This window comes from Ensifer sp. GW823-FHT05D09 (assembly GCF_058795755.1).
In genome coordinates, this window is the sequence record NZ_JBXAIA010000005.1 from 171,029 (window position 1) to 195,738 (window position 24,710).

22 protein-coding genes are annotated in these 24,710 nt (G+C 62.4%); 14 read left to right on the forward strand and 8 right to left on the reverse strand.

All coding sequences use genetic code 11. The features are described 5' to 3' along the window. Positions 1-9 precede the first annotated feature (9 nt). From AC1Q80_RS16735 to AC1Q80_RS16770, 8 genes are all read left to right on the forward strand, one after another. Positions 10-678: an amino acid ABC transporter permease gene (locus AC1Q80_RS16735; RefSeq protein WP_492361176.1), complete on the forward strand. Its 669-nt coding sequence runs from the start codon at positions 10-12 to the stop codon at positions 676-678. Positions 679-689: 11 nt separating this feature from the next. Then, positions 690-1,355 (forward strand): amino acid ABC transporter permease, encoded by a 666-nt coding sequence (locus AC1Q80_RS16740; protein ID WP_209789428.1) that lies wholly within the window; start codon positions 690-692, stop codon positions 1,353-1,355. Positions 1,356-1,391: 36 nt separating this feature from the next. Beyond that, positions 1,392-2,270, forward strand: a complete 879-nt coding sequence (locus tag AC1Q80_RS16745; protein WP_492361177.1) for a dihydrodipicolinate synthase family protein — start codon at positions 1,392-1,394, stop codon at positions 2,268-2,270. 62 nt (positions 2,271-2,332) lie between these two features. Beyond that, on the forward strand, positions 2,333-3,565 hold the full coding sequence (locus AC1Q80_RS16750; RefSeq protein ID WP_492361178.1) for an NAD(P)/FAD-dependent oxidoreductase: 1,233 nt from the start codon (positions 2,333-2,335) through the stop codon (positions 3,563-3,565). Between the two features lie 56 nt (positions 3,566-3,621). Next, the gene (locus AC1Q80_RS16755; RefSeq protein WP_492361179.1) at positions 3,622-5,091 is read left to right on the forward strand and encodes an aldehyde dehydrogenase family protein; all 1,470 of its coding nucleotides are present in this window, start codon (positions 3,622-3,624) and stop codon (positions 5,089-5,091) included. Then, positions 5,088-6,119: a proline racemase family protein gene (locus AC1Q80_RS16760; RefSeq protein WP_492361180.1), complete on the forward strand. Its 1,032-nt coding sequence runs from the start codon at positions 5,088-5,090 to the stop codon at positions 6,117-6,119. Before AC1Q80_RS16755 ends, AC1Q80_RS16760 begins: the two co-directional genes overlap by 4 nt. Then, entirely contained in the window at positions 6,116-6,868 is a 753-nt protein-coding gene (locus tag AC1Q80_RS16765; RefSeq protein WP_492361181.1) for an SDR family NAD(P)-dependent oxidoreductase, read from the forward strand. The genes AC1Q80_RS16760 and AC1Q80_RS16765 overlap by 4 nt, the downstream gene beginning before the upstream one ends. Positions 6,869-6,872: 4 nt before the next feature. Further along, positions 6,873-7,625 carry an SDR family NAD(P)-dependent oxidoreductase gene (locus AC1Q80_RS16770; protein ID WP_173421589.1) on the forward strand — a complete coding sequence of 251 codons (753 nt, stop codon included), beginning with the start codon at positions 6,873-6,875 and terminating at the stop codon, positions 7,623-7,625. Positions 7,626-7,876: 251 nt separating this feature from the next. Here the strand turns inward: AC1Q80_RS16770 and AC1Q80_RS16775 are convergent, their stop codons facing one another. From AC1Q80_RS16775 to AC1Q80_RS16810, 8 genes are all read right to left on the reverse strand, one after another. Continuing rightward, positions 7,877-8,773, reverse strand: coding sequence for a LysR family transcriptional regulator (locus tag AC1Q80_RS16775; protein WP_173421590.1), 897 nt, complete (start codon positions 8,771-8,773; stop codon positions 7,877-7,879). Positions 8,774-8,829: 56 nt separating this feature from the next. Continuing rightward, entirely contained in the window at positions 8,830-10,362 is a 1,533-nt protein-coding gene (locus AC1Q80_RS16780; RefSeq protein ID WP_209789435.1) for an ABC transporter ATP-binding protein, read from the reverse strand. A 5-nt stretch (positions 10,363-10,367) separates the two neighbouring features. Then, on the reverse strand, positions 10,368-11,300 hold the full coding sequence (locus tag AC1Q80_RS16785; RefSeq protein WP_173421592.1) for an ABC transporter permease: 933 nt from the start codon (positions 11,298-11,300) through the stop codon (positions 10,368-10,370). 80 nt (positions 11,301-11,380) lie between these two features. Further along, positions 11,381-12,475, reverse strand: a complete 1,095-nt coding sequence (locus AC1Q80_RS16790; RefSeq protein ID WP_492361182.1) for an ABC transporter permease — start codon at positions 12,473-12,475, stop codon at positions 11,381-11,383. A 69-nt stretch (positions 12,476-12,544) separates the two neighbouring features. Further along, positions 12,545-13,534 (reverse strand): BMP family protein, encoded by a 990-nt coding sequence (locus AC1Q80_RS16795; RefSeq protein WP_492361183.1) that lies wholly within the window; start codon positions 13,532-13,534, stop codon positions 12,545-12,547. A 54-nt stretch (positions 13,535-13,588) separates the two neighbouring features. Next, the gene (locus tag AC1Q80_RS16800) at positions 13,589-14,884 is read right to left on the reverse strand and encodes an amidohydrolase family protein (protein ID WP_492361184.1); all 1,296 of its coding nucleotides are present in this window, start codon (positions 14,882-14,884) and stop codon (positions 13,589-13,591) included. Between the two features lie 222 nt (positions 14,885-15,106). Continuing rightward, a complete protein-coding gene (locus AC1Q80_RS16805; protein WP_492361185.1) occupies positions 15,107-15,895 on the reverse strand; it encodes an aldolase in 789 nt (262 codons plus the stop codon). Between the two features lie 196 nt (positions 15,896-16,091). Beyond that, positions 16,092-16,988: a LysR family transcriptional regulator gene (locus tag AC1Q80_RS16810; RefSeq protein ID WP_173421597.1), complete on the reverse strand. Its 897-nt coding sequence runs from the start codon at positions 16,986-16,988 to the stop codon at positions 16,092-16,094. 160 nt (positions 16,989-17,148) lie between these two features. Between AC1Q80_RS16810 and AC1Q80_RS16815 the strand changes: the two genes are divergently transcribed. From AC1Q80_RS16815 to AC1Q80_RS16840, 6 genes are all read left to right on the forward strand, one after another. Beyond that, positions 17,149-18,540: a nucleobase:cation symporter-2 family protein gene (locus AC1Q80_RS16815; RefSeq protein ID WP_492361186.1), complete on the forward strand. Its 1,392-nt coding sequence runs from the start codon at positions 17,149-17,151 to the stop codon at positions 18,538-18,540. 63 nt (positions 18,541-18,603) lie between these two features. Further along, on the forward strand, positions 18,604-19,467 hold the full coding sequence (locus tag AC1Q80_RS16820) for an FAD binding domain-containing protein (RefSeq protein ID WP_492361187.1): 864 nt from the start codon (positions 18,604-18,606) through the stop codon (positions 19,465-19,467). Next, on the forward strand, positions 19,464-19,946 hold the full coding sequence (locus AC1Q80_RS16825; protein WP_492361188.1) for a (2Fe-2S)-binding protein: 483 nt from the start codon (positions 19,464-19,466) through the stop codon (positions 19,944-19,946). Before AC1Q80_RS16820 ends, AC1Q80_RS16825 begins: the two co-directional genes overlap by 4 nt. After that, positions 19,943-22,249: a xanthine dehydrogenase family protein molybdopterin-binding subunit gene (locus tag AC1Q80_RS16830; RefSeq protein ID WP_492361189.1), complete on the forward strand. Its 2,307-nt coding sequence runs from the start codon at positions 19,943-19,945 to the stop codon at positions 22,247-22,249. Before AC1Q80_RS16825 ends, AC1Q80_RS16830 begins: the two co-directional genes overlap by 4 nt. A 2-nt stretch (positions 22,250-22,251) precedes the next feature. Further along, complete coding sequence (locus AC1Q80_RS16835) at positions 22,252-23,382, forward strand: CobW family GTP-binding protein (RefSeq protein ID WP_492361329.1); 1,131 nt, start codon at positions 22,252-22,254, stop codon at positions 23,380-23,382. 396 nt (positions 23,383-23,778) lie between these two features. Then, on the forward strand, positions 23,779-24,702 hold the full coding sequence (locus AC1Q80_RS16840) for an amidohydrolase family protein (protein ID WP_077504493.1): 924 nt from the start codon (positions 23,779-23,781) through the stop codon (positions 24,700-24,702). Positions 24,703-24,710 lie beyond the last annotated feature (8 nt).

A 24,710-nucleotide genomic window follows, 5' to 3' on the forward strand; every position in this document is an offset into this window, starting at 1 on the left:
GAGGACGCCATGAACTACAGTTTTGACTTCGCGTCCGTCTTTCGCAATTTCGGACCGCTTTGGGATGGCCTGCTCGTCACGGTCGAACTCACGATTGCCGCAAATGCCATCGGCTTGACGCTTGGCTTTGGACTGGCGCTGCTCGTGATGAGCCGCTTTGCTGTGATCCGCCTCCCGGTCACGCTCTTCATCGAATTCTTCCGTTGCACGCCGGCGATCATCCAGATTGTCTGGTTCTTCTATTGCGTCCCCATGCTGTTCAACGTGTTCCTCGGTTCAGTCACGATGGGGATCCTGGCGCTCGGCCTCAATCTCGCGGCCTTCAATGCGGAGGCTTACCGTGCCTCGATCCAGGCCGTGCCGCGCGAGCAGCTCGATGCCGGCGTGGCGCTCGGTTTGAACCCATTCCAGAGAATTCTCTATCTCGTTCTGCCGACAGCGGTGCGCAACTCGATGCCGGTGCTGCTCACCAACGGGATCGGGATCTTCCAGCAGAGCGCGCTGGTCGCCATCGTTGCCGTCCAGGATCTGATGTACCAGGGCAAGACCCTGGCCACGCAGACATACCGCCCGATCGAGACCTTCACCATCGTCGCACTGTTCTATTTCGCCATGTCGTTCCCGGTTTCCCAGGTCGTCGGCTATCTGGAACGCCGCCGCGAAGCCCTGGCAAGCTGAGGAGTTCAACGATGACCTTCGACTTCGCGATTGTGCTGAAATTCCAGCATGCACTCCTGCTCGGCCTCTGGACCACACTCAAGCTGACTTTGATCTGCATCCTGCTCGGCTGCATCCTCGGCTTCCTTGTCGCCCTTGCCAGAACCTCCAAGAACGCAATCCTGCGAGGCCCATCGAGCGTCTATGTGGAGTTCTTCCGCGGCACGCCCGTGCTCGTGCAGCTGTTCTGGATATTCTTCTGCCTGCCGTTGGTCCTCGGCGTCGAACTCTCCAACATGGCGTCCGGTGTAATAGCGCTGACGCTCTACATGGGGGCGATCAGCAGCGAAACGTTCCGGGCATCGCTGAAGTCCGTCGGGCGCGAGCAGTTGGACGCCTGCGTGGCGCTGGGCCTTTCTCCCTGGGCGCGCACGGCGAACGTCGTCCTCCCGCAGGCGGTGCTGCGCGCTGCACCGACGCTGCTTTCCAACTGCATCAGCCTCTTCAAGGAAAGCGCGCTGGTCTCGGCTGTCGGCATGGCGGACCTCATGTTCGTCGGCCAGAACATATCCAACAACACGGCCCGGCCCATCGAGGTGCTGACCGTCGTCGCCCTCATCTACTTCGTCATCGCCTTCCCGCTGACGCGCGCCGTCACGGTCATCGAACAACGCATCCTAAAGCGGTTGGCCGTCTGACGCGCCCGCCACACGAACATCCGAATGGAGATTCCCATGAAACTGTCAGGCGTCATGCCGGCCCTCGTCACCCCCTTCGATGCCAAGGGTCAGATCGATTTCAAGGCCTTCGAAAGGCTCATGGTTCACCTGCGTGAAGCCGGTGTCACGGGCTGGGTGCCGAACGGCTCCACTGGAGAATATTTCAGCCAGTCGACAGAGGAGCGTCGCGACGTTCTTCAGTTCGTCAAAGACTTTGCCAAGCCAGGTGAAATCCTGATCGCCGGCACCAATGCGCCGGCCACGCGTGAGGTCATCGAACAGACGGCGATTGCCAAACAGATCGGCTACAACACGGTCCTGCTCGCGCCGCCGTTCTACACCCGCCCGAGCCAGGCCGAGCTCATCAAGCACTACGAGACCGTTCTTGCCGCCGTTGACGTCGATCTCGTGCTCTACAGTTATCCCGCCAAGGATGGGTCGGACATCAGCTTCGAACTGATGGATCATTTTGCCGACAATCCGCGCGTCGTTGCCATCAAGGAAAGCTCGGGCGTGCTGCAACGGGCGATCGACATCGCCAGTCGTTACGAAGGCAAAATCCAGCTTGTCAGCGGTTCGGACGACATCGCGCTCGATTTCATGTTCTGGGGCGCGGAAAGCTGGATCTGCGGTCCATCGAACTGCATGGCCAAGGCCTGCTGCGATCTCGATCGGGCGTATAGGTCGGGGGACCTCGGCAAGGCCCGCCAAATGATGAAGACCCTTTACCGGGCGATGAACATCCTCGAGTCCGGCAAGTTCGTCCAGAAGATCAAGTATGGCTGCGAATTGCAGGGCTTGCCGGTCGGCGAATGCCGAGGGCCGCTCGGGCCCCTGACGGCCGAGGAAAAGGCCGAATTCCGCGCCGCCATGCAACCGATCCTGAACTGGTAAGTCCCCATGACCAGGCGGATGAGCCGCCCGACCAGACTGATGAACAACGGAAAGAGGCGAGCATGACGACCGTGGTTGTCGGCGCAGGGATCATCGGCACGGCGATTGCCTACGAGCTGCAGACGCGCGGCCGCCAGGTCATCCTTCTCGATAGGGACGAGGTCGGGCGCGGCGCGTCCTACGGCAACATGGCCTCGATTGCCGTGACCGAGTTCATGCCGGCTTCACGCCCGTCGATCTGGCGGCAGATCCCGGGCTGGATGCTCGACCCCGAGGGGCCGGTGCGCGTTCGTCCTGGCTATATGCCAAAGCTCCTTCCCTGGTTCGCGCGTTTCGTTGCCGCCTCGCGGCCCGGCAAGCTGCGCCGGCTGGAGGCCGAGGGTGCGGCCCTCTGCAGGCGTGTCTATGACGACCTCCTGCCTCTGCTGCGCGAAACTGGGCTGGAAGACGAATTGACGGAACAGGGCTGCCTTTCGCTCTACAGCGACGAGGCGGAGTTTCGCGCCGACCGTGAGCATATCGAAATCCTCGAGCGCTTCGGTTTTCCGTACCGCCGGTTGACGGGTGCGCAGGCGCGGGAACTGGAACCGGAACTATCGGACACGATCGGCATCGCCGTCCTCTTTCCGCAGAACCGCAGCCTGCGTGATCCGTTTCGCCTGGTGAACCGCCTGGCGCAACGTTTCCGCGAACGCGGCGGCGAAATCCGGCGCGCAGCGGTGGCGGGGTTTGACCGATCCGACCGCATCACCGCCGTGCGGCTCGCGGGAGGCGATCGCATCGCTGCCGATGAGGTGGTGATCTCCGCGGGTGCCTATAGCGGCTTGCTCTCGAAAATGCTGGGAGAGCCGATGCCGCTCGAAACCGAGCGTGGCTATCATACGCAGATCATGGCTCCCGGCATTTCCATGCGCCATTCGATCATCTGGCCCGCACGGGCCTTCATGGTCACGCCAACGGCGGGCGGCATCCGCGTCGGCGGCACGGTGGAAATGGCGGGCCTTGACGCGCCACCCGATTACCGCCGCTCGAAGATAACCGTGCGGCGGGCGCAGACGGCCCTACCGAGGCTGCGCTGCGAGGACTTTTCGGAGTGGATGGGTCATCGTCCGGCTTTTCCCGACACCGTGCCGGTCATGTCTGCCTCGGCGAAGGTCTCGGGTGTCTTCTATGCCACAGGCCACGGTCATCTGGGCGTTACCTATGCCGCAACGACCGCGCGCCTGATGGGCGACCTGATGACCGGCGTGACACCGCCTGTCGATATGCGTCCTTATCGTGTCGACCGTTTCTGAAGGGCGTTGTCCGTAGTCCGGACTGATGCCGCCCATGCATTACCTGTGAGGATATCATGCAGAACAAGCTTTTCATCGATGGCCAATGGGTCGCTCCCGCCGACGGAGCGATGCTCGCGGTGATCGACCCGGCGACCGAAGAAGTTTTCCATCACATTGCCGCCGCCGGCGCGTTGGAGGCCGAAGCTGCCGTGAAGGCGGCGCGCGAAGCCTTCGACAACGGGCCCTGGCCGCGTCTTTCGGGCAAGGAGCGCGCGAACTATCTCCGCGCCATGGCTAAGGGCATCCGCGATCGCCTGTCGGAGCTTGCGCGCATGGAGACCCGCGATAACGGCAAGCCGCTGCCCGAGTCCGAATGGGACCTGGCGGACGCCGCAGGCTGCTTCGATTTCTATGCCGATCTTGCCGAGGAGCTGGATGGCGAATTGGAGGAGGTGACGCTTGCGGATGCGCGCTTCGTCTCCAAGGCCGTGCGCGAACCGCTCGGCGTCGCGGTTGCCATCGTTCCCTGGAATTATCCGCTTCTCATGGCCTCCTGGAAGGTCGCTCCTGCTCTTGCAGCCGGCTGCACCATGATCCTCAAGCCCGCCGAAACCACCTCGCTGACGGCGCTGGAGCTTGGCGCGATCGCCGAGGCAGTGGGGCTGCCGCGGGGGGTGCTGAGCATTCTCTCGGGCAAAGGCTCGGTCGTAGGGCAGGCCCTCGTCGAGCATCCCGCGGTCGACAAGGTGGCTTTCACGGGTTCCGGGCCGGTTGGTTCGCGCATCATGGCTGCCGGCGCGAAAGACGTTAAACGCATCAGTCTCGAACTCGGCGGCAAGTCGCCGTTCGTCGTCTTTGCCGACAGCGATATCGAGAAGGCCGTCGAATGGATCATGTTCGGCATCTTCTGGAACCAGGGCCAGGTCTGCTCGGCCACGTCAAGGGTACTGGTGGAAGCCCCGCTCTACCCGAAGCTTCTGGCGCGGTTGGTGGAGGAAGCAAGGAAGATCAAGATGGGCAACGGCCTCGACGCGGGTACGCTGCTCGGGCCACTGGTCAACAAGGGCCAGTACGAGGACGTCCTGCGCCACATCGACCGTGCGATAGAGCAGGGCGCGACCGTCGCGTGCGGCGGCAGATACGAGGGCTTCGACAAGGGTTTCTGGGTCGCGCCGACGATCCTCACCGACATGCCGCTCGACAGCGATGCCTGGGTCGAGGAAATCTTTGGCCCGGTCGTCTGCATTCGTCCTTTCGAGACCGAGGAGGAGGCGATCCATCTTGCCAATGATTCCCGCTTCGGCCTCGCCGCCGCCGTCATGTCGGCGGATGATGAACGCTGCGAACGCGTGGCCGCCGCCTTCCGCGCCGGGATCGTCTGGATCAACTGCTCGCAGCCGACTTTCACCGAAGCGCCGTGGGGCGGCTACAAGCAGTCCGGAATTGGTCGGGAACTCGGCCGATGGGGCCTCGACAACTATCTGGAGACAAAGCAGATCACGCGTCTGGTTGGTGATGAGCCGTGGGGATGGTATCTGAAATGACCTTCGACAAGGTGCTCGATATCCTGCTCGTGCATTGCCAGGGCGAAAGCGGCAATGTCCTCATCGGCGGCGCCCCCGACATTCCGGGCGCAACCATCCTCGACAAGATGAACCATCTCAACAACGTGGACCCGTCGCTGCGTCTGTTCCTGACACGCGAGCCGCGGGCACAGGTTGTCCACACGACCAACCTGCTGCTGCCGCCGACCCGGCCGGATGCCGATGCCGCCTTCATCGTGCTGCAGCCGGATCGTGCCCATCCGATGTCGGGCTCCAACTGCATCTGCGTGGTGACCGCGCTTATCGAAACCGGCCGTGTTGCCATGATCGAGCCGGAAACGGTGGTCCGTCTGGATACCGCAGCCGGGCTGATCGTCGCCCGCGCGCAGTGTGAGAATGGCCGATGCCTGTCGGTCAGCCTCGACAATGTCCCGGCCTTCGTTCACGCGCTCGATGTCGTGATCGACACGCCGAAATGGGGGCGCATCACCGGGGACATCGCCTTTGGCGGTGTCTTTTATGCCCAGATCGACGTTGATCGAGTGGGCTTAAGGATCGTGCCGGAGGCGGCCCGCGCCCTGGCCGAGGCAGGGACGGAGATCAAGGCGCTGTTGGCCAAGCAGGTGGAGGTGGATCATCCTGAGATCCCGGGTCTCGATGAGATCGCCTATGTGATGTTCCGCGACTATCAACCTGATGGATCGGTCATCACCTGCACAACACTGAAACCGGGCCGGGTCGACCGCTCGCCCTGCGGCACTGGCTCCTCGGCCAATCTGGCGATCCTGCATGCAAAGGGGCTGGCACGGATCGGTGACAGGCGCATTTCGCGCAGCATCATTGGGGGGACCTTCACGGCGGAGATTGTCGGAGAGACAACCGTCGGCGGACGCCCGGCCGTCCTGCCGCGCATCACCGGCCAGGGCTACGTCTTCGGCCGCCAGCAACTTCGGCTCGATCCACAGGATCCTTTCGCGCAAGGCTTTGCCCTGTCGGATACCTGGGGTCCGCAGGTGGGTGAACTATGAAGCTTTCGGGACAGTCCATTCTCGTCACCGGTGCGACGGGCGCCATCGGGCGGGCGATCTGCCATGCTCTCGTGGCGGACGGAGCGAACGTCGTCGTGCACTACAGCCGAAATCGCGATGCCGCCGAGGTGCTTGTGAAATCGCTTAACGGCAGGGGCTGGTGCGTGCCAGCCGATCTGTCGGATCCGGCCGGGCCGCAGGCCCTGTGGGATCAGGCCCTGGCCGTTGCCGGTCGGCTGACGGGCCTCGTCAACAATGCCGGTATCCGGTCAGAAGTTACGATCGACGCGCCGATGGAAGAGTGGCAGCGGGTCTGGGTGCGCGAAATGCAGGTCAACTTCCTTTCGGCAGTCGATCTGTCGAAGCTCGCCATCCAGCATTTTCGCGTGCATGGCGGCGGCCGGATCGTCAACATGGCCAGCCGTGCCGGTCAGCGCGGCTACACCTCCAGTGCCATGGCCTATGGCGCCTCGAAGGCCGCCCTGATCAATCTCACCAAATCGATTGCGCAAAGCCACGGGCATGAGGGCGTGACCGCGTTAGCGCTGGCGCCCGGCTGGGTGCGCACCGAAATGGCCGAAGCCTATATCGCCGAACACGGTGAGGCGGCGGCTTTGGCCGGCATCCCCATCGCCAGGATGGTCGACCCACAGGAAATCGGCGAGATCACCGCCTTCGCCTTCCGTCCCTCGCAGGCCTCTCTCAACGGCGCCGTGCTGGACGTGAACGGCGGCAGCTACATGAGGTAACAGGATGCGTTTCAAGGATAAGGTCGTCATCGTCACTGGAGCTGCTGGCGGCATCGGGGGAGCGATCAGCGCCCGCTTCGCTGCCGAGGGGGCGCGCGTTATCGTCACGGACATGAACGGCGAAGGCGCGGAAGCGACCGTCGCGCAGATTTCGGGCGAGGGCGGCAACGCCCGTGCGCTCGCCAGCGACATCGCCACTGCCGAGGGTTGCCGCGCCATCATCGATAACGTCATTGCGACCGAAGGGCATATCGACGTGCTTTGCAACAATGCCGGCATCAACCGCCGCGGCAATCTCCTCTCGCTGATGCCGGAGGATTGGCGGCTGAGCTTTGCGGTCAATGTCGATGCAATGTTCCACCTGTGCCAGGCGACGCTACCTCACATGATCGAGGCAGGCGGCGGCGCGATCGTGAACACGGCCTCCCAGTGGGGCCTTTATCCTGCCCCCAATCACATCGCCTATAACGTCACGAAGGCCGCGGTGGCCAGCTTCACGCAGAACCTTGCGCGCGACTACGCGCCGAACAAGATCCGCGTCAACGCCGTCTGCCCTGGCGAGATCCACACCCCGATGCTGGAAGCCGGAGTGAAGCGTTCCGGACGCACCATTGCCGATCTCGACAAGCTCGTTCCCTTCGGCCGCATCGGGAAACCCGAGGAGGTCGCAGCCTTGGTCGCCTTCCTGGCCTCCGACGAAGCAGCCTTCATGTGCGGTTCACTTGTCGAAATCACCGGCGCACAGGCGGTTGCCTGAGATTGGGGCCAGCATTTCGGCAGTAGGCACGGATCGGACACTGGCCTGATGAGAAGGTTCGCAGTTCGATATCGCTTCAAGCCGTCGGTGTTGTGTCGCACTGCTCTGACGACACTTTGCTCAAAGCAGGTCAGGGCGGAGCAGCCGGATCGGTGAACTGACGCGGGATTTAAAGAAGGGGCGAGGTTTAAGAGTTCGTCATCGCAAGCGACGAGCACGCTGGTAGAGCGTCCCGGGGCCTTGTCGAACACTCAATTGTTTCTTGCAGCGCTGGCAATGAAGGCCGCCTTCAGATGCTCGGCAGCGGGAGAAAGGCTGTGATGGCGCCGTTGAAGCAGTGAGACATCGCGCATGACGATGGGGTCAATGAGATCGATTGTGGTCACCCCGACGGCCGAGGCGAGTTGTCCGGAATTCTCCGGCAGCACCGAAACACCCATCCCGGCCGCGATCATGCTGATCGCGGTCGTCGAGAAACGCACCTCGTACTTCGGCCGATAGTTCGGGACGACGCGGATAAGATTGTGCTCGACGATGTTGCGTAGTGGATTGGAAGCGGCAAGCGTAATCAGGGTCTCGTCTTTGAGTTGTGCCCAGCGCACGGATTTGCGCTTTGCAAACCGGTGATCTTCCCGGCAGACGAGCATCAGCTTGTCGCGCAGCAAGGCCGTCGCGGTGATCTCCGGATCCTCCTCGGAGAGGGTGCCGACGGCGATGTCGACCTCGTGGCGCTTGAGCGCCGGGGTGATCTGCTCCTCGGGCATGTCGCGAATATTGACGGAGATCTCCGGGTACATGCGCAGGAAGCGCGCGATGATCGGCGGAACGATGGTGGCGGCAAGTACGATCGCCGCGGCGACCGTCACCTGGCCGCGCTTCAGCATGGCGTTGTCGCGCACGTCGCCGACGGCCAGTTCCAGGTCCTTCAGGATCTTTCGCGCCTGCGGCAAAAACTCCTGGCCGACAAGAGTGAGGGAGACCATGCGCGTATGCCGGTCGAACAGACGCACGCCGATTTCCGTCTCAAGGTCGCGGATGAGGATGCTGACCGCGGACTGGGTGAGATGGAGATTGCGTGCGGCGATGTTGAACTGGCCGAGCTCGGCCACTGCGATGAAGGCCCTGAGTTGCCGCAGGGTTATGTTCATGTACGCGCGACCTCCCGTTGTCCTGCCCCATCAAAGCCTGCCAAATCTTCGCTTGTCTACCCCGCAGGTGCCGGCTGTTCCTTGTTGCCGGCCATCAGCAAGCCTAGTTCGTCGAGACGAGTGCGGTCCGGGGGCAGTTCGCCAAGGATCCCGCCGTGGAACATCACCAGGATGCGGTCGCAGATTGCGAACAGCTCCTCGAGCTCCGTGGAGATCAGCAGAATGGCGCGACCGCTGTCGCGCTGCTTCAGCATCTCCTCCATCACGAACTCCATCGCGCCGATATCGATACCGCGGGTAAGCTGGTTGACGAGGATGAAATCGGGATTGCGCGCCAGCTCCCGCGCGACGACCAGTTTTTGCTGGTTCCCACCTGACAGCGCAGCGATTGGCTGGTTCTCGTCCCGGCTCTTCACACGGAAACGCTTGATCAGGTCGCGGGTATGCTCGGCAATCACCCGGCCATTCAGCATGCCGCCCGTCGCGAAGGGTTTTTGGTCGTAGCGTTGGAGGATGGTGTTTTCGCTGAGCGACAGCGGAAGCACGATGCCATGTTTGTGACGGTCCTCCGGTATGTGGGAAAAGCTCCTGGCATTGATCGCGGCGGGATCAAGACCGGTAATCTCCTTTCCGTTGAGAACGACGCGCCCTGTATCGACGGGCAGCAGTCCGGAAAGTGCGAGCGAGAGTTCCGTCTGGCCGTTGCCGGAAACGCCGGCGATGCCGACGATTTCGCCGGCGCGCACGTCGAAGCTCACGCCGCGCACGGCCGGAATGCCATTCTCTGCGCGGCAGGCAAGGTTTTCAACAGAGAGCACGATAGGGCCGGGTGGCTCGGGGTTGCGCGGCAGCTCCATGCGAACGTCGCGGCCCACCATCATGCGGGCGAGCTCCCGCGCATTCGTTTCCCCTACCTTGACCGTGTGTACGACGCGTCCGTCGCGCATGACGCTGATGCGATTGCTGACGCGCATCACCTCGTCCAACTTGTGCGAGATGAAGACGACGGTCTTTCCATCCTTCACGAGATCGCTCATCAGGCAGAGGAGGCGGTCGGTCTCCTGCGGGGTCAGAACGGCGGTCGGCTCGTCGAGGATCAGCAGGTCGATGCCGTGGAACAGCACTTTCAAGATTTCCACCCGCTGCTGCTCGCCGACCGAGAGATCTTCGACGATTGCGTCGGGACGCACGTCGAGGGCGTAGCGTTCGGAAAGCGCGCGGATCTTTCGGTGGACCTTGTCCATGTCGGAGATGACGCTGAGTGCAGAACCCTGGCCGAGGATGTAGTTTTCCGCCACCGTGAGGTTCGGCACCAGCATGAAATGCTGGTGCACCATGCCGATGCGCTGGCGGATCGCGTCGCGCGGGCTGGCGAAGCTCACCGATTGCCCTTTGTAGACGATATCGCCTTCATCCGGCCGGACCATGCCGCATATCATGCTCATCAGCACGCTCTTGCCGGCGCCGTTTTCGCCGAGCAGCGAGTGGATTTCGCCCTCCTCGATTTCGAGGGATACACCGTCGCTGGCGACGATGGGCCCGAAGCGTTTGCGGATATTGTCGATGCGCAGGAAGGGTCTTGTCGACATGTCGATCACCTCATCTCGTAGGGCTGGCCGAGCTTGCTGGGTGCAGCACCCTTGCCGCGGAACACGACGAGCGTGATGATCGTCATGATATAGGGAAGCGCCTGCAGCACCTGATAGGGCACGACGATGGACGCTTGCGCCTGGAGCATGAGCTGCAGGGCATAAAAGAGGCCGAAGAGCAGCGAGACGAAGAATGCCCCGATCGGCGACCAGCGCGCAAAGACCACGACAGCCAGGGCGATGAAGCCGCGGCCGGAGGTCATGCCTTCGACGAACTGGTTGGAGTGACCAAGCGTCAGGAACGCGCCTCCGAGCCCCGCAAACCCGGTACCGACGAGAACGGCGGCATAACGGTAGCCAGGCACGCTGCGACCGGCGACGTCGACGGCTTTCGGGTGTTCGCCGACGGCGCGAAGCGTCAGGCCGAACGAGGTGCGGTAGAGCACGAGTGTGGCGAGGATGGCGGCCAGTATCGTCGAGTATACGATCAGGTTTTGCCGGAAGAACGCCTCCCCGAGGAAGGGCAGGTCGCTCAGCCACGGTATGTGGACTGGCTGGGCGATATCGATGCCCTTGCCAGTCGAGACGTAATAGGTGCGGAAGAGGAAGGCCGTCAGGCCCATGCCGAGCAGGTTGAGTGCCGCGCCCACCACGATCTGGTCTGCCTTGATGGTGATCGTGAAGAAGGCGAAGACGAGCCCGAACAGCATCCCGCCGGCAACGCCCGCCAAGAGCCCGAGCGGAATGTTGCCGGTGGCCGAGGCCGCAGCGAAGCCGCAGAATGCGCCGACGAGCATTGTGCCCTCGAGTCCGATATTGAGCACGCCCGCGCGCTCGGAAAAGACCTCGCCGATCGAGGCGAAGATCAAGGGGGTGGCGAGCCTCCAGGCGGCGCCGACGAGCGTCGCGAGGAAGGTGAGGAGCATCATGTCGTCCATCGGTTATACCCTCTAGGAATGTCGCCAAAGATTTTGTTTTCCCGCGGAAGGCAAAGGGCCGTGCGGGAGTTTCCATGCTTTCAAGCCACGATCCTGAGGACGTCGCGCAGCTTGGCGAAGGCGACGACCGAGAGGATGACAATGCCCTGGATGACGAGCACCAGGACCTGCGGGACCTGCGAGGTGATCTGGAGGACTTCCGAGCCGGAGCGCAGCGTCGCAAACAGGCCGCCCGAGAGAATCGCTGCCAACGGATTGTTGCCCGCCAGCAGCGCCACGGCGATGCCTTCGAAGCCATAACCGGGCGAGATGTTCTGATAGAGCCGTCGGGTGACGCCCGCCACTTCGAAGGCGCCGGCAAGCCCGGCCATCGCGCCGCTGATGCAGATAGCGATCATGACGTTTCGTGCAACGTTCATGCCGGCATAGCGGGCGGCGTGGGGGTTGAGACCGACGACGCGCAGCGCAAAGCCGCGACTGCTTCTTCGCAGGAAGATGTAGAGGCCGACGGCCAGAACCACAGCGACGAGAATGCCGATGTGAAGCCGCAGGTCGGTCACCAGACGTGGTGTCCAGGCTTCGCGCACCAGCCTTGCCGATTGCGGATAGGCAGCACTCGCGTCGCGCATCGGACCGGTGACCAGATAGCTCGTGAGGATGAGGGCGATGTAGTTGAGCATGATCGTAGTGACGATCTCGCTCGCCTGAAAGCGCACCTTCAGGTAGCCGGCAATGCCGGCCCAGGCAGCGCCCGCCAACGCCCCGGCCAGCATCACGAGCGGCGCATGCACCCACACGGAAAGTCCATCGATGCTGGTGCCGACAAGAGTTGCAGCGATCGCACCAACATAGAGTTGGCCCTCGGCGCCGATGTTCCAGATCGAACAGCGGAAGGCTACACAGAGGCCCGCGCCGATCAGGATCAGGGGGGTCGCCTTGAGGAGAATTTCTCCGACCGAACGCATGTCTTGAAACGAGCCGAAGACCATCACGGTAACGACGTCGCTGCCGTTGAAGCCGTTGAGCGATAAAAGGGCGGCGCCAAAGGCGAGAGCGACGAGAACCGCCGCGATGGGTGTCAGAGCGCTGATCGCGGCGCGCGAGAGCGTGTGGGTGAAGGCGTGGGTTGCTTGAGAATTCACGGTCTCACGCACTCCCTGGTTTATCTCAGCCATGGGTCGGTCCGGATGTTGGTGTGAGGCGGGAGGGCTGCGGCCGGACGACCTGCCGCAGCGTGAAGCCGGCTATTCTGCGCCGGTCTTGATCTCGCCAGCGGCGATCTTGTCGCTGATTGCCTTCACCTCGGCGCGGATGTCCTCCGGCACGGTGACCGGGCCGTCGTCGCGAAACGTAAACGAGATGACCTTGGGATCCTTCAGGCCGAAAACGACGTTTGCCGCCGGCGGGTGACCGTCCTTGATAGCGCGGACCACCTCGACCACGCCTTGCGCGTAGTCGGCAACGTAGAGCCCCAGGATGTTGTTGGGCGCTACCTCGGTAAAATCGCTGAAGATCGAGAAGGAGCGCACGTCAGGGCCGGACTCTGCGATGGCCTGGTAGCCGCCGACCGTTGCGCCCGAGGCGTTCGGTACGACGAAGTCCGCGCCTTGCGAAATCATGCTCAATGCGGCTTCCTTGGCGGCGGTCGTATCGGTGAAGTTGCCGATATAGGCCTCGCTGATCGAGAAGTCCGGGTTGATGCTTTTTGCGCCGTTCTTGAAGCCGGTGAAGGCCTGCTGGATCGGCGGGATTTCCATGCCGCCAACGAGGCCGGCCTTGCCGCCCATTTTCGCGGCGATGACGCCCATCAGGTAGAAGGGCTGGCTGGTATCGGTATTGAGCCCGATGACGTTGCCTTCGTGGATCGCGCTCGACGAGATAAGGAAATAGGTATCCGGGTAGTCGAGGGCGACATCGCGCGCGGCGTCCTGGAACTCGAAGCCGTGGCCGAGGATGACCTTGTAACCCTGGCTGGCATAGTCGCGAAACGCCTTCTCGAAGGAGGCCGGGTTCTGCTGCAGCTCGACATAGCTGATCTTGGCGCCAAGCTGTTCCTCCACGCCCTTGAGCGCGTTGTAACCGATCCGGTTCCATCCTTCTTCGGAGACACTACCGGGCACTAGAAGGCCCATCTTGAAGTCTTCCGCATGCGCGACGTCGAGCCGGAGCATTCCGGTCAGGGCCATTCCGAGAGTGGACGCAAGCAGTAAACGACGCGAAATTTCAGTTATCATTTCATTCCTCCCATTAGATTGAAGTCACAATCCCCCCGGAGCAGCCGTTCCCTTTTATGCGTTCTCCTGCAGGCGGATATTTTCGGTGGCGCTCTGCGAGACCAGGCGCCCGTTCGAGAAGACAAAGGCCCGATCCGGTCCGCCGGCCACCAGCGTGTCGGTATCGATGCAGTCAGTGACCACGAAGTCAGCGCGCGCGCCGGGCCTCAGGCCATAGTCTCTTCCAAGGCCCATCAGGCGGGCAGGGGCCGTCGTGATCATGCCGTGCGCTGCGGCGAGTTCATCACCGCGCAGGTGGCCGGCCAGCAGCGTCCAGCGGGCGATTTCCAGCATGTCGCCCGAGCCGGTCGGGACGAAGGGGTCCTGGATATTGTCCGAGGCCGTGGCGATGGTGATGCCGGCACGATAGAGCTCGGCGACGCGCGTCAGTCCGCGCGGCGGCAGGACCTCGTAGTCGCGGCCTTGCAGATAGAGATTTGCCGCAGGCAGCGTCACGACGCCGACATTCAGTTTGTGCAGGCGCTCGGCAATCCGCTGGAACTGCCGACGGGGCAGGGCGCTCAACACAGAGACGTGGCTGAAGACGGTGCGCCCCTGCATGCCGAAGTGCTCCACGCGATCGAGAGCGGCGTCGAGGAGATGCACCCCGCTATTGAGGTGTTCATCGAGATGCAGGTCGATCGGCTTGCCGGACTTCACTGCCGCGGAAAACAAGATGTCGAGGTAACGCGGCGGGTCCTCGGAAACGGCCGGTGTTCCGCCGACGGCATCGGCGAGCGCGACGGCGCCGTCGATGTTCTTGCCCAGCCACTCGAAATCCTGGCCGGGATGGGGCGTCATGAAGGCGACCAGTTGAAGCGTGATCCGGTGCTTCTCAGCATCGCGAATGGCCGCCAGCGTCTCGATGCCGTGGAAGCCGGCATCCTTGTCGACGTTGATATGGCTGCGGATCGCGGTCGTGCCGCGGGAAAGACATCGCCCGATTGTGCGCGTGGCGCGCTTGCGAATGTCGTCAGGGCCGGCGGTACGGGCATATTTCGCGAAGGCTTCGCGGGCGCCCTGGAGCGTGCCTGACGGATTGGGGGTAAAGCGCAGTACGCCCGTTTTGTCGAGATGCTGGTGCGCGTCGACGAAACCCGGCGAAACGAGCATGCCTGTAATATCCACATGGGCGCTGTAGGACCCGCTGTCGAGAAAGGGTTCGACAATGGCGATGCGCCCGTCGGCGCCGACGACAATGTCGCTCACCGATTGTGAGCCGTCGTCATGAATGACGCTTCCGCCCGTGAGAGCAAAAGACTGACCGCCGGTCAGTTTTGCGAGCGACGCCGTTAGATTATCACGTGCCATTCCGTCCCCACCTTCTTGTCATGGCGGAAGACTAAGCACGGGTCATTAATTGAAACAAATTCATTATTTCAATCATTTGATAAGTAAATCGCAATAATTGCTTTCGTCCGGAATGCGCGCAAGTAAAGATCTCCAAAGAAAGTAGTAAGCTAAATCAACGTGCTGCGACTGCGATGGGTCGAGGGTTGTGACCCATCACCTACGGCAGACGACCACCCATAATCAGTGACGATACTGCGGTTCCTCGACATCCAACTGGCGGCGAAGGGCTGCGAGATGGGCCTTGGCGGACGCGGGATCGCCTTCGCGCATCTGTCTGTAGGCCGCCTCGGCAATTGCGGGATCTACCGGCAAGACCTCCCTGCCCGTGGACATGGCGAGCACCTGCACTTCGGCCGCTCGCTCCAGGTAATAGAGGTCGTCCCAGGCGTCGGCGATCGTGGGCGCCAGTACCAGCACGCCATGGTGTTTCAGGAAAACGATATCAGCGTCGCCGGCGGCTGCAGCGATGCGCGCACCCTCCTGGTGGTCGAGCGCCAGGCCATTGTAGTTTTCGTCGACGGCGGTGCGTCCGTAGAATTTCAGCGCCGTCTGTCCAGCCCAGATCAACGGAGCACCCTCGGTCATGGAGAGCGCTGTCGCATAGGGCATGTGGGTGTGGAACGCGACCTTTGCACGCGGCAGTCGGCGATGTATCTCCGCATGGATGTAGAAGGCTGTCGCCTCCGGTTCGCCTTCGCCGTCGATGACGGTGCCATTGAAATCGCACACGAGGAGTTTTGACGCCGTCAGTTCGCGAAAGGTATAGCCGTAGGGGTTGACGATGAAGAGATCTTCGTGGCCAGGCACGACCGCCGAAAAATGGTTGCAGATCCCCTCCTCAAAACCGTTGCGCGCTGCCATGCGGAAACAGGCGGCAAGGTCTTCCTTCGCCGTACGGACGGCATCGGCGGAAAGATCGGGCCGGTTGTGACGGTCCGCATCGGTGTGGCATTTCAAAGAATGGGCCATGGTGCTCCTGGGCATGGTTGGGCTGGGAGCGGCGGCTGGCCCGAAGGCTACCGCGCGCAGCGTCGTGCGGCTGCGCCCTGCCTGCCCGAGTCGTCGCGGTCCAGCAGCGCCACCAGATAACGCTCGAAGCCTTGCGCGGTCAATTGCGGGCTGGTGGTCCGGGGGTCCGGCACCGCTGACCCTTTACGGTAAAAGCCTAGTGCACGGATTTCAGCAGGAAGTCCCGAAACCGTCGGGCGGCTGGCGAGAGCGAACGCGCACGCTTCTGGATCAGGCTGACTTCCCGCTTGATGTGCGGCTCGGTCGGCGTCCGCACGACGAGGCCCATCGACGTCGCGAGGCGCGTGACCGCCGAGGTCATGATCGCGACGCCGAGACCGCCCTCGACCATGCCGATGATTGTCAGCGGCAGCGCGACCTCCTGCATCGTCTTGTCGAAGGGCAGCACGATGCCGTTGCGCGCCAGTTCGTTCTCCAGGCGGTCTCGGATCGGATTGCCCCGCTGCGGCCCGATCAGCTTCCTGTCGACAAGATCTGTCCAACGCAGCTCGGTCAGTTTGGCGAGCGGATCGTCCGGGTGAAGGACGACGAGGAATTCATCGGTCGTAAGCCGGGTGCCCATGAGTTCGCTGTCGTCCTCCGGTACCGTGCCGATGCCAAGATCCACCGAGCTGTTGGCGACCTGTTCCAAGACGGCTTTCTCCGCGACATCATGCAGGGCGACGGAGATCTCGGGGTAGAGCTTGTTGAAGGCGTTGACGAGCTGCGGCAGCATCAGAGCGGCCTGCACAGTTCCGGCTGCGATCGAAACCTTTCCGCGCCGGAGCGCATTCAATTCACGCGAGCTCTCCACCATGCCTTCGATGTCGGCCACGGCGCGTGCTGCGACCGGCAATATGTCCGTGCCGGCCTCCGTGAGGCGCAGAAGTCGCGTGTGACGGTCGAAGAGACGCAGATTGAGGTTCTGCTCCAGCTGGCGCACGAGCGTGCTGACGGCCGACTGCGACGAGCCGAGTTTGTCGGCAGCCAGGGTGAACTGTCCGAGGTTGGCCACGGTGACGAAGGCCCTAAGCTGTTTCAGCGTGATGTCCATCGCGACCCATTCATTCAATTGTTATATGAATAAATCTAATTGTGCCGATTGTTTGCTGATTTGACCAGCCGCATGATCCTCGGTGTACGGCGTGCGGTTAAAAGATCATGAGGCCAAGATGCCCCACCGCGCCGGAAGCTGTTCGCTGGGAGGAAAGCGAATGCGTAAGTCCGACACGACGGATCCAGTCGAAAAGATGTACCCGATTCCGAGCCTGATGGCTCTGGGCCTGCAACACGTTCTCGTCATGTATGCCGGAGCGGTCGCCGTACCGCTCATTGTCGGCAGCGCGCTTCACTTGCCCAAGGAACAGATCGCGATGCTCGTCAGCGCCGACCTGTTCTGTTGTGGCATCGTTACCCTCATCCAGGCACTCGGCATCTGGAACGTCGGCATTCGACTGCCGATCATGATGGGGATTTCGTTCACCGCCGTGCCCTCCATCATCGCTACGGGCACCAATCCCGATCTCGGCATGCCGGGCGTCATTGGCGCCGTCATAGGCTCCGGGGTATTCACGGTCCTGGTCGCGCCGTTCTTCGGCCGCTGGGTGCGCTTCTTTCCGCCTGTTGTCACCGGTACCGTGATGCTGGTCATCGGCCTCTCGCTGATGCGCGTCGGGGTCAACTGGGCGGCGGGCGGCCAGCCGATGATAAAGGGCCCGGACGGCATGATCCCCAACCCCGCCTATGGCGCGCCCTTCGCGCTCGCCGTCGCCGCCATCGTGCTCCTGTCGATTCTGCTGCTCACCCGCGTCCTCAAGGGCTTCATGGCCAATCTTGCGGTCCTGCTTGGCATCGGTGTCGGCTTCGTGATCGCGATCGCTGCCGGCAAGGTGGACTTCCACGGCGTTGCAGAGGCCGACTGGGTGCGCATCATTCACCCGCTCGCCTTCGGATGGCCGATCTTCGAGTTCTGGTCGATCCTGTCGCTCTGTGCGGTCATGACGGTCATGATGATCGAATCGACAGGACAATTCCTGGCGGTAGGCGACATGGCCGGTCGCAAGATCACCCAGGCTGAACTGACCCGGGGCTTGAGAACCGACGGTGTCGGGAACATTATCGGCGGCCTGCTCAATACCTTTACGTACACGACCTATGCGCAGAATGTCGGCCTTCTCCAGATCACCGGCGTGCTCAGCCGCTTCGTGGTGGCGGCGGGCGGCGTCATCCTGATCCTGCTCGGCTCGTTGCCGAAAGTTGCTTTCGTCAGCGCTTCGATCCCGAGCTACGTTGTCGGCGGTGCTGCCATCGTGATGTTCGGCATGGTGTCGGCAACTGGCGTGAAGATCCTGACAAAGGTGGATTTCGCAGCGAACAGGCGCAACCTCTACATCGTCGCCGTCAGCGTCGGCCTCGCCATGGTGCCGGTTGTCGCCGAAAACATCTTCGACCAATTGCCCTCGGCGATCGAGAAGTTCCTGCACAGTGGCGTCCTCGTCGGTACCTTCGCGGCAGCGCTGCTCAACATTCTCTTCAACGGCGTTCCGGCGAAGGAGCCGGAGGAAGCAGAGCTCGCGGACGGCACGCCGGCTGCCGACCTTGCCTAGAGAGCAACACCATTAGTCCGGCGGCCGCGCGCCGCCGGAGCTCCGAACCCCAAGAGGAATTCCATGAGACGCTTCGACTATTATCGGGCGGAAACGCTGGAGCATGCCTCCCGCCTTCTCACCGAACTCGGCGACGATACATTTCTGTTCAACGGAGGCACGGACCTTTTGGTCGAGATCCGCGAGCGGCTGCGACGCGTGCGCAACGTCGTCGATATCAAGCAGATCCCTGGCTTGTCCGACATCACCTACGACGAGACGCGCGGCCTGACCTTCGGCGCGCTGGTGACCGTCGGACGGCTGGAGAACCTGTCGCTGGTGCGCCAGCAATATCCGAATCTGCGTGCCGCACTCGCCTCGCTCGGCTCCATCCAGGTGCGCAACCGCGCGACCGTCGTCGGCAATATCTGTCGCGCCTCACCGTCGGCCGATACCATTCCGCCATTGGTCGCGGACGGCGCCTTCGTGCACATCTACAGCCGCACCGACATGCGGGTCGTGCCGATCGCCGAGTTTTTCACCGGCCCCGGCAAGACCGTTCTCGCCAAGGGCGAGATCGTCACCGGCATCACCGTGCCGCCAGCGGCGGACAATATCGGCAAGGCCTATCTCAAGCACGGTCGCCGCAAGGCGATGGAGCTTTCCACCGTCGGCGTCGCCGTGAGCCTGGCGATGGACGAGGGTGTCTGCAGCGACATCCGCATTGCGCTCGGTGCGGTCGGTGCCACCGTGCTCCGCGCGCCGCAAGCCGAAGCCATGCTGCGTGGATCGAGGCTCGACGCCGCGACGGTCAGGAAGGCCGCCGACAAGGCAATGGAGGAATGCACACCGATCAGCAACGTTCGCGCAAGCGCGGACTACCGGCGCGACATGGTCGGCGTCCTGACCGGCCGGGCCATCAGACAGGCATTGGAGAATTTCGCATGAAACGGATGATCGAATTCATCGTGAATGGCGAGGAGCGCGAGATGGCCGTCGATGGCTGCCGGTCCCTGCTTGATGCGTTGCGCGACGATGTCGGTCTCACCGGCACCAAGAAGGGCTGCGACGTCGGCGACTGCGGCGCCTGCACCGTGCTCGTCGATGGCGAGCCGGTAAACGCCTGCCTGATGCTTGCCGTGGAAGCCGAGGGCCGCTCGGTTGAGACAGTCGAAGGGCTCCAGCCGGGCGTCGACAGGCTGCATCCGCTGCAGGATGCCTTCATGCGGCACGGCGCCTCGCAATGCGGCTTCTGCACGCCCGGCATTCTGATGATGGCGAAGAAGCTGCTCGACGACAATCCGAGCCCGACCGATGAGGAAATCCGCTTCGGGCTCTCCGGCAATATCTGCCGCTGCACTGGCTACACCAAGATATTCGACGCGATCAAATCCGCCGCGCGCGAGATGGAGGCTGCAAGACCATGAACATCACCACCCCTATCGAACAGCGCGAGTTCAGAATCGTCGGCAAGAGCGTCAAGCGCGACGACGTGCTCGAGAAGGTGACAGGCGAGGCGCAGTACACCGGCGATATCAAGCTCCCCGGTATGCTGCACGGCAAGATCAAGCGCGCGGCGATCGCCCATGCCCGCATCAAGGCGATCGACGTCAGCAAGGCGCTCGCCTATCCGGGCGTCAAGGCCGTCCTGACCCATGAGACCGTGCCGCGCGTGCTGCACTACGGCTCGCCGCACCCTCGCTCGGCCTCCTGCACCAAGGACCAATACATTCTCGACGACAAAGTGCGGTTTTGGGGCGAGGGCGTCGCCGCCGTCGCTGCCATCAGCGAGGAGATCGCCGACGAGGCGCTCGACCTGATCGAGGTGGAATATGAAGCCCTGCCGGCCGTCTTCGAACCGGAGGATGCCGCGCAGCCAGGCGCACCGCTGATCCACGACATCGGCCCCGGCGGCAACCTGGTGCTCGACCCCGTGCGCGTCAACCGCGGCGACATCGACAAGGGTTTCGCCGAGGCGGATTTCGTTCTCGAGGGCACCTTTGCCGGCGGGCGGCCGCACCCGGCCTACATGGAGCCGAACGTCTGCATCGCCGACTGGGACGGCTCCAACAAGCTGACCTTCTGGACCTCGACCCAGACCTCCTTCATGGTCCGCGGCATCCTCGCCGAAGTGCTCGGCCTGCCACTCACCAAGGTGCGCGTGCTCGTGGATCATATGGGCGGTGGCTTCGGAGCCAAGCAGGACCTCTTCCAGCACGAGTTTCTGTGCGCGCTGCTGGCGAAGGAAACCCGCCGGCCGGTGAAAATGGAGTTCACCCGCCACGAGACCTTCGTGGCTGGTCGCTCGCGTCACCCCTGCAGGATCTGGCTGAAACAGGGTTTCAAGAACGATGGCACGCTTGTCGCCCGCGACATGAAGCTGGTCTATGATTCCGGTGCCTACGGTTCCCACGGTCCGGGTGTGACCATTGTCGGAACCACCGCCGCCACCTCGCTCTATCGCTGCGAGAACGTGCGGCTGGAAGGGCGCTGCGTCTATACCAACACCCCGATTAACGGCGCTTTCCGCGGTTACGGGGTGGTGCAGAGCTACTATGCGCTCGACATCCAGATGGACGAGGCGGCCGAAAGGCTCGGCATGGATCCGGCGGATTTGAAGTTGAAGAACGTTGTGCGGGCGGGTGACATCGCGCCATCAGGCCACCCGATCATTGGCCACGGACTTGAAATCTGCCTCAAGCACGGCATCGACGTGCTGGACTGGAAGACGCTGAGGGGCCGTGACCGGACGCCCGATCCGAAGCGCCCGCACATCCGCAAAGGGTGGGGCATCGGCTGCGAAATGCACGGCTCGTCCGCTTACCCTGGCATCAAGGAGCAGGGCAACGCCACGGTGAAGATCAACGAGGACGGCACGGTGACGCTCCTGACCGGTGCGGCCGGCCTCGGCACTGGCGCGCACACAGCCCTTGCGCAGATCGTTGCGGAAGAACTTGGCGTGCGCTTCGAGGACGTGGGCGTGATCCATGGCGATACGGATGTGGTTCCGTGGGACATCGGCGCCTTCGCCAGCCACACGACCTATCTGGTCGGTACCGCCGCCAAGATGGCCGCTGGCAAGGTCCGCGCCGCCGTGCTCGAACGGGCAGCCATGAAGCTGCAGGTCTCGTCTGATGAGATCGACCTTTGCGATGGCAAGGTCTTCGTCACCGCCGAGCCCGACCGCTCCATGACGGTTTCGGAAGCCATGGGGCCCTCGCGCGGAATTCCCGCCGCCAACATTGTCGGCAACGGTACCTATGAACCTACCAAGTCCTATTCCTTTGCGGCGCACTTCACTGAGGTCGACGTTGATACGGAAACCGGGATCGTTGAGGTCAAGCGTGTCGTGCCGGTGCACGATGTCGGCCGGGTGATCCATCCGATCGCCGCGCAGGGGCAGATCGAAGGCGGTATCCAGCAGGGCATCGGCCATACACTGACCGAGGACTACCTGATCGACAAGAAAACCGGCCGCTCGCTCAATGCTGGCCTGGTCGACTACAAGATGCCGCTCTCCATGGACATGCCCGATATCGAGACGATCATTCTCGAGGCAGCGCCCGATCCGGGCGGCCCATGGGGCGCCAAGGGTGTGGGCGAGGATCCGATCATCGCGATCGGGCCGTCCATCGCCAACGCCATTCACGACGCGATCGGCATTCGCTTCCACCACTATCCGATTACTCCGGAAGACGTTCTCAAAGCCTTGAGGGAGAAGGGCGCATGAACATGCATATCGAGCCTGCGAGCCAGCAGAAACTCCCGATCACGATCCTTACCGGGTTCCTGGGGTCGGGAAAGACGACGTTGCTCAACTACATCCTTACCGAGCGTCATGGCCATCGCATCGCGGTGATCGAGAACGAATACGGCGAGGTCGACGTGGACAGCGATCTGGTCCTCGCTTCCGACGAGGAAATCTTCCAGATGCAGAACGGCTGCATCTGCTGCTTCGTCGATGTGCGCAATGATCTGATCGACGTGATGAAGAAGCTCCTGAGCCACAAGGACAAGTTCGACCACATCATCGTCGAGACCTCAGGTCTTGCCGACCCCACGCCAGTTGCCACCGCCTTCTTCGTAGACCGCAGTGTGGCCGACGAGGTGGAGCTCGACGCCGTCGTGACGCTGGTGGATGCAATGCATATCGACCAGCACCTATACGATCCGGTGCTCGACGGCAGCGACAATCAGGCGGTCAACCAGATCGTCGCGGCGGACCGCATTCTGGTCAACAAGATAGACCTTGCTGAGGAGGATGCCCTCGGTTCGCTGGAAAGCTCGCTGCGTCGGCTCAACCAGACGGCACCCATCCTGCGCTCCAGCTACGGCAAGGTGGACCTCTCCAATATCCTCGGCGTCAAAGGTTTCCGGCCGTCCTACGTGCGCGAGCGGGCGGAAATCCTCGACATCGACATGGATGACGATCACGGTGTTGACCACCATCATCATGATTGCTCCGAGCCCTGTTGCGACCACCCCGATCACGATCATGGGCACCACCATCACGGCCATGACCATGGACATCCGCATGTAGCCGCCCTGCGGCCACACCTGCATGACGCGACGGTGAACTCCCACTCCTTCGTTTATTCCGAAGCCTTCGATGGCGAGAAGCTCGCAGGGTTCCTGAAGGACTATCTCGGCGAGCACGGTGGCGACATTTTTCGCACCAAGGGCATCGTTTCCGTTGCCGGCGACGACCGTTTCTTTGTGCTCCAGGCCGTGCACAAGCTTGTCGATTTCCGCCCGGACCACGCCTGGGGCGAAGACAGGCGGAAGTCGAAATTCGTGTTTATCGGCCGCAATCTCGACCGTGTCAGCATCGACAGAAACTTGCGTGCATGCCTGGTGCCCTAGCAGCGAGTCTCCCGCCGGACGGCGCTTGCGTAAGCCTTTCTGTCTGAGCCGCCCGCGCACCTCCAGCGCGGGCGGTTGCTGCTGTTTTTCTAAAAATCTATTTAAAAATAATGACTTAGATCTATTTTTGTGTTGACAGAAACCACGCGGAGTGGTTCCTTTGAAGGCGAGTAGAAGCACCGACAATTGCTCACCGTCTGTTGGAAGATGAGGCTGCGATGTCGATGCTGACGAATAGAGGAATGCCCGGTTGCCCCGCCCTGGGAGCTTATGCGCCGGCCCGTTCCCTCCGTCTTCGGCATTTCCTGAGATCGCGGATCCACGCCCGGCTTCGGCCGGCATGGCGTTCATCGCGCGGCCCCGCATCGACCGGACCCTCTACGACAGGAGAAACCTATGATTATTGACCTGAGCTGCTATCCCACCGATCTGGTGGACTTGGCTTGGCGACACGACGGACCGCCGTTCACCGGCGACAAACTGCTCAAGATGATGGATGGCCCGTACTATGTGAACGGTAAGCCGCGCCGGATCGACAAGGCCTTTATCCAGCCGCCGCAGGGCAACACCATCTACACCCACGAGGTCATGGATCTGGAGGGCAAGGCCGCCATCCGCCAGTACATGGCCTACACGGAAAAGATGGTCACCGAGCATCCAGACCGGTTCCTTGGCTGCTTCGTCTACAACCCGCGCTACGGCACCACGAACGGTGCCGAAGAAATCGAACGCTATGCGAAGGAGTTTGATTTCAAGATGGTGCAGCTGCAGGCAAACATGCACGCCTACCGCCCGGACCGCGCCCTCGACTGGCTTCGCCCGGCACTGAAAAAGTGCGCGGATCTCGGGCTGATGGTGAAGGTGCATACCGGTGACGGTCCGTACTCGATCCCGACGGAGTTCTATCCGATCATCCGCGAGTTTCCGGAAGTCAACTTCATCCTGGCGCATTTCGGCGTTCAGACCGGCGGCGTCTACGTGTTCGAGCCTATGCAGATGGCGCTCGACACGCCGAGTGTCTACGTGGAATCCGGTTGGTGCCTTCAGTCGCGCATCGTCGAGTTCGCCAAGGTGCTCCCCAAGCACAAGATCCTCTTCGGCTCCGACACACCGCCGAACGAGCCGGGCATGTGGATCAACCTTCTGGAGGTCCTTTGCCACGAGCCGCCGCAGGGCCTCAACCTCGATGAGGATACGCTCGAAGATTACCTCGGCAACAACGTCGCCCGGATGATCGGCCTGGAAGCGACGAAGCCGCCGGCCACCGTCGAGGAAGCCGAGGCGTATCTGCGCCAGCACGGCGTAGCACTTGCCGCGTAAATTTGAAC

Coding starts and splice junctions, on each gene's coding strand:
- AC1Q80_RS16790 (WP_492361182.1), bottom strand. CDS start 12,475: ATGGCTGAGATAAACCAGGGAGTGCGTGAGACCGTGAATTCTCAAGCA.
- AC1Q80_RS16795 (WP_492361183.1), bottom strand. CDS start 13,534: ATGATAACTGAAATTTCGCGTCGTTTACTGCTTGCGTCCACTCTCGGA.
- AC1Q80_RS16740 (WP_209789428.1), top strand. CDS start 690: ATGACCTTCGACTTCGCGATTGTGCTGAAATTCCAGCATGCACTCCTG.
- AC1Q80_RS16800 (WP_492361184.1), bottom strand. CDS start 14,884: ATGGCACGTGATAATCTAACGGCGTCGCTCGCAAAACTGACCGGCGGT.
- AC1Q80_RS16745 (WP_492361177.1), top strand. CDS start 1,392: ATGAAACTGTCAGGCGTCATGCCGGCCCTCGTCACCCCCTTCGATGCC.
- AC1Q80_RS16785 (WP_173421592.1), bottom strand. CDS start 11,300: ATGGACGACATGATGCTCCTCACCTTCCTCGCGACGCTCGTCGGCGCC.
- AC1Q80_RS16825 (WP_492361188.1), top strand. CDS start 19,464: ATGAAACGGATGATCGAATTCATCGTGAATGGCGAGGAGCGCGAGATG.
- AC1Q80_RS16755 (WP_492361179.1), top strand. CDS start 3,622: ATGCAGAACAAGCTTTTCATCGATGGCCAATGGGTCGCTCCCGCCGAC.
- AC1Q80_RS16840 (WP_077504493.1), top strand. CDS start 23,779: ATGATTATTGACCTGAGCTGCTATCCCACCGATCTGGTGGACTTGGCT.
- AC1Q80_RS16770 (WP_173421589.1), top strand. CDS start 6,873: ATGCGTTTCAAGGATAAGGTCGTCATCGTCACTGGAGCTGCTGGCGGC.
- AC1Q80_RS16765 (WP_492361181.1), top strand. CDS start 6,116: ATGAAGCTTTCGGGACAGTCCATTCTCGTCACCGGTGCGACGGGCGCC.
- AC1Q80_RS16735 (WP_492361176.1), top strand. CDS start 10: ATGAACTACAGTTTTGACTTCGCGTCCGTCTTTCGCAATTTCGGACCG.
- AC1Q80_RS16820 (WP_492361187.1), top strand. CDS start 18,604: ATGAGACGCTTCGACTATTATCGGGCGGAAACGCTGGAGCATGCCTCC.
- AC1Q80_RS16780 (WP_209789435.1), bottom strand. CDS start 10,362: ATGTCGACAAGACCCTTCCTGCGCATCGACAATATCCGCAAACGCTTC.
- AC1Q80_RS16775 (WP_173421590.1), bottom strand. CDS start 8,773: ATGAACATAACCCTGCGGCAACTCAGGGCCTTCATCGCAGTGGCCGAG.
- AC1Q80_RS16830 (WP_492361189.1), top strand. CDS start 19,943: ATGAACATCACCACCCCTATCGAACAGCGCGAGTTCAGAATCGTCGGC.
- AC1Q80_RS16805 (WP_492361185.1), bottom strand. CDS start 15,895: ATGGCCCATTCTTTGAAATGCCACACCGATGCGGACCGTCACAACCGG.
- AC1Q80_RS16760 (WP_492361180.1), top strand. CDS start 5,088: ATGACCTTCGACAAGGTGCTCGATATCCTGCTCGTGCATTGCCAGGGC.
- AC1Q80_RS16835 (WP_492361329.1), top strand. CDS start 22,252: ATGCATATCGAGCCTGCGAGCCAGCAGAAACTCCCGATCACGATCCTT.
- AC1Q80_RS16810 (WP_173421597.1), bottom strand. CDS start 16,988: ATGGACATCACGCTGAAACAGCTTAGGGCCTTCGTCACCGTGGCCAAC.
- AC1Q80_RS16750 (WP_492361178.1), top strand. CDS start 2,333: ATGACGACCGTGGTTGTCGGCGCAGGGATCATCGGCACGGCGATTGCC.
- AC1Q80_RS16815 (WP_492361186.1), top strand. CDS start 17,149: ATGCGTAAGTCCGACACGACGGATCCAGTCGAAAAGATGTACCCGATT.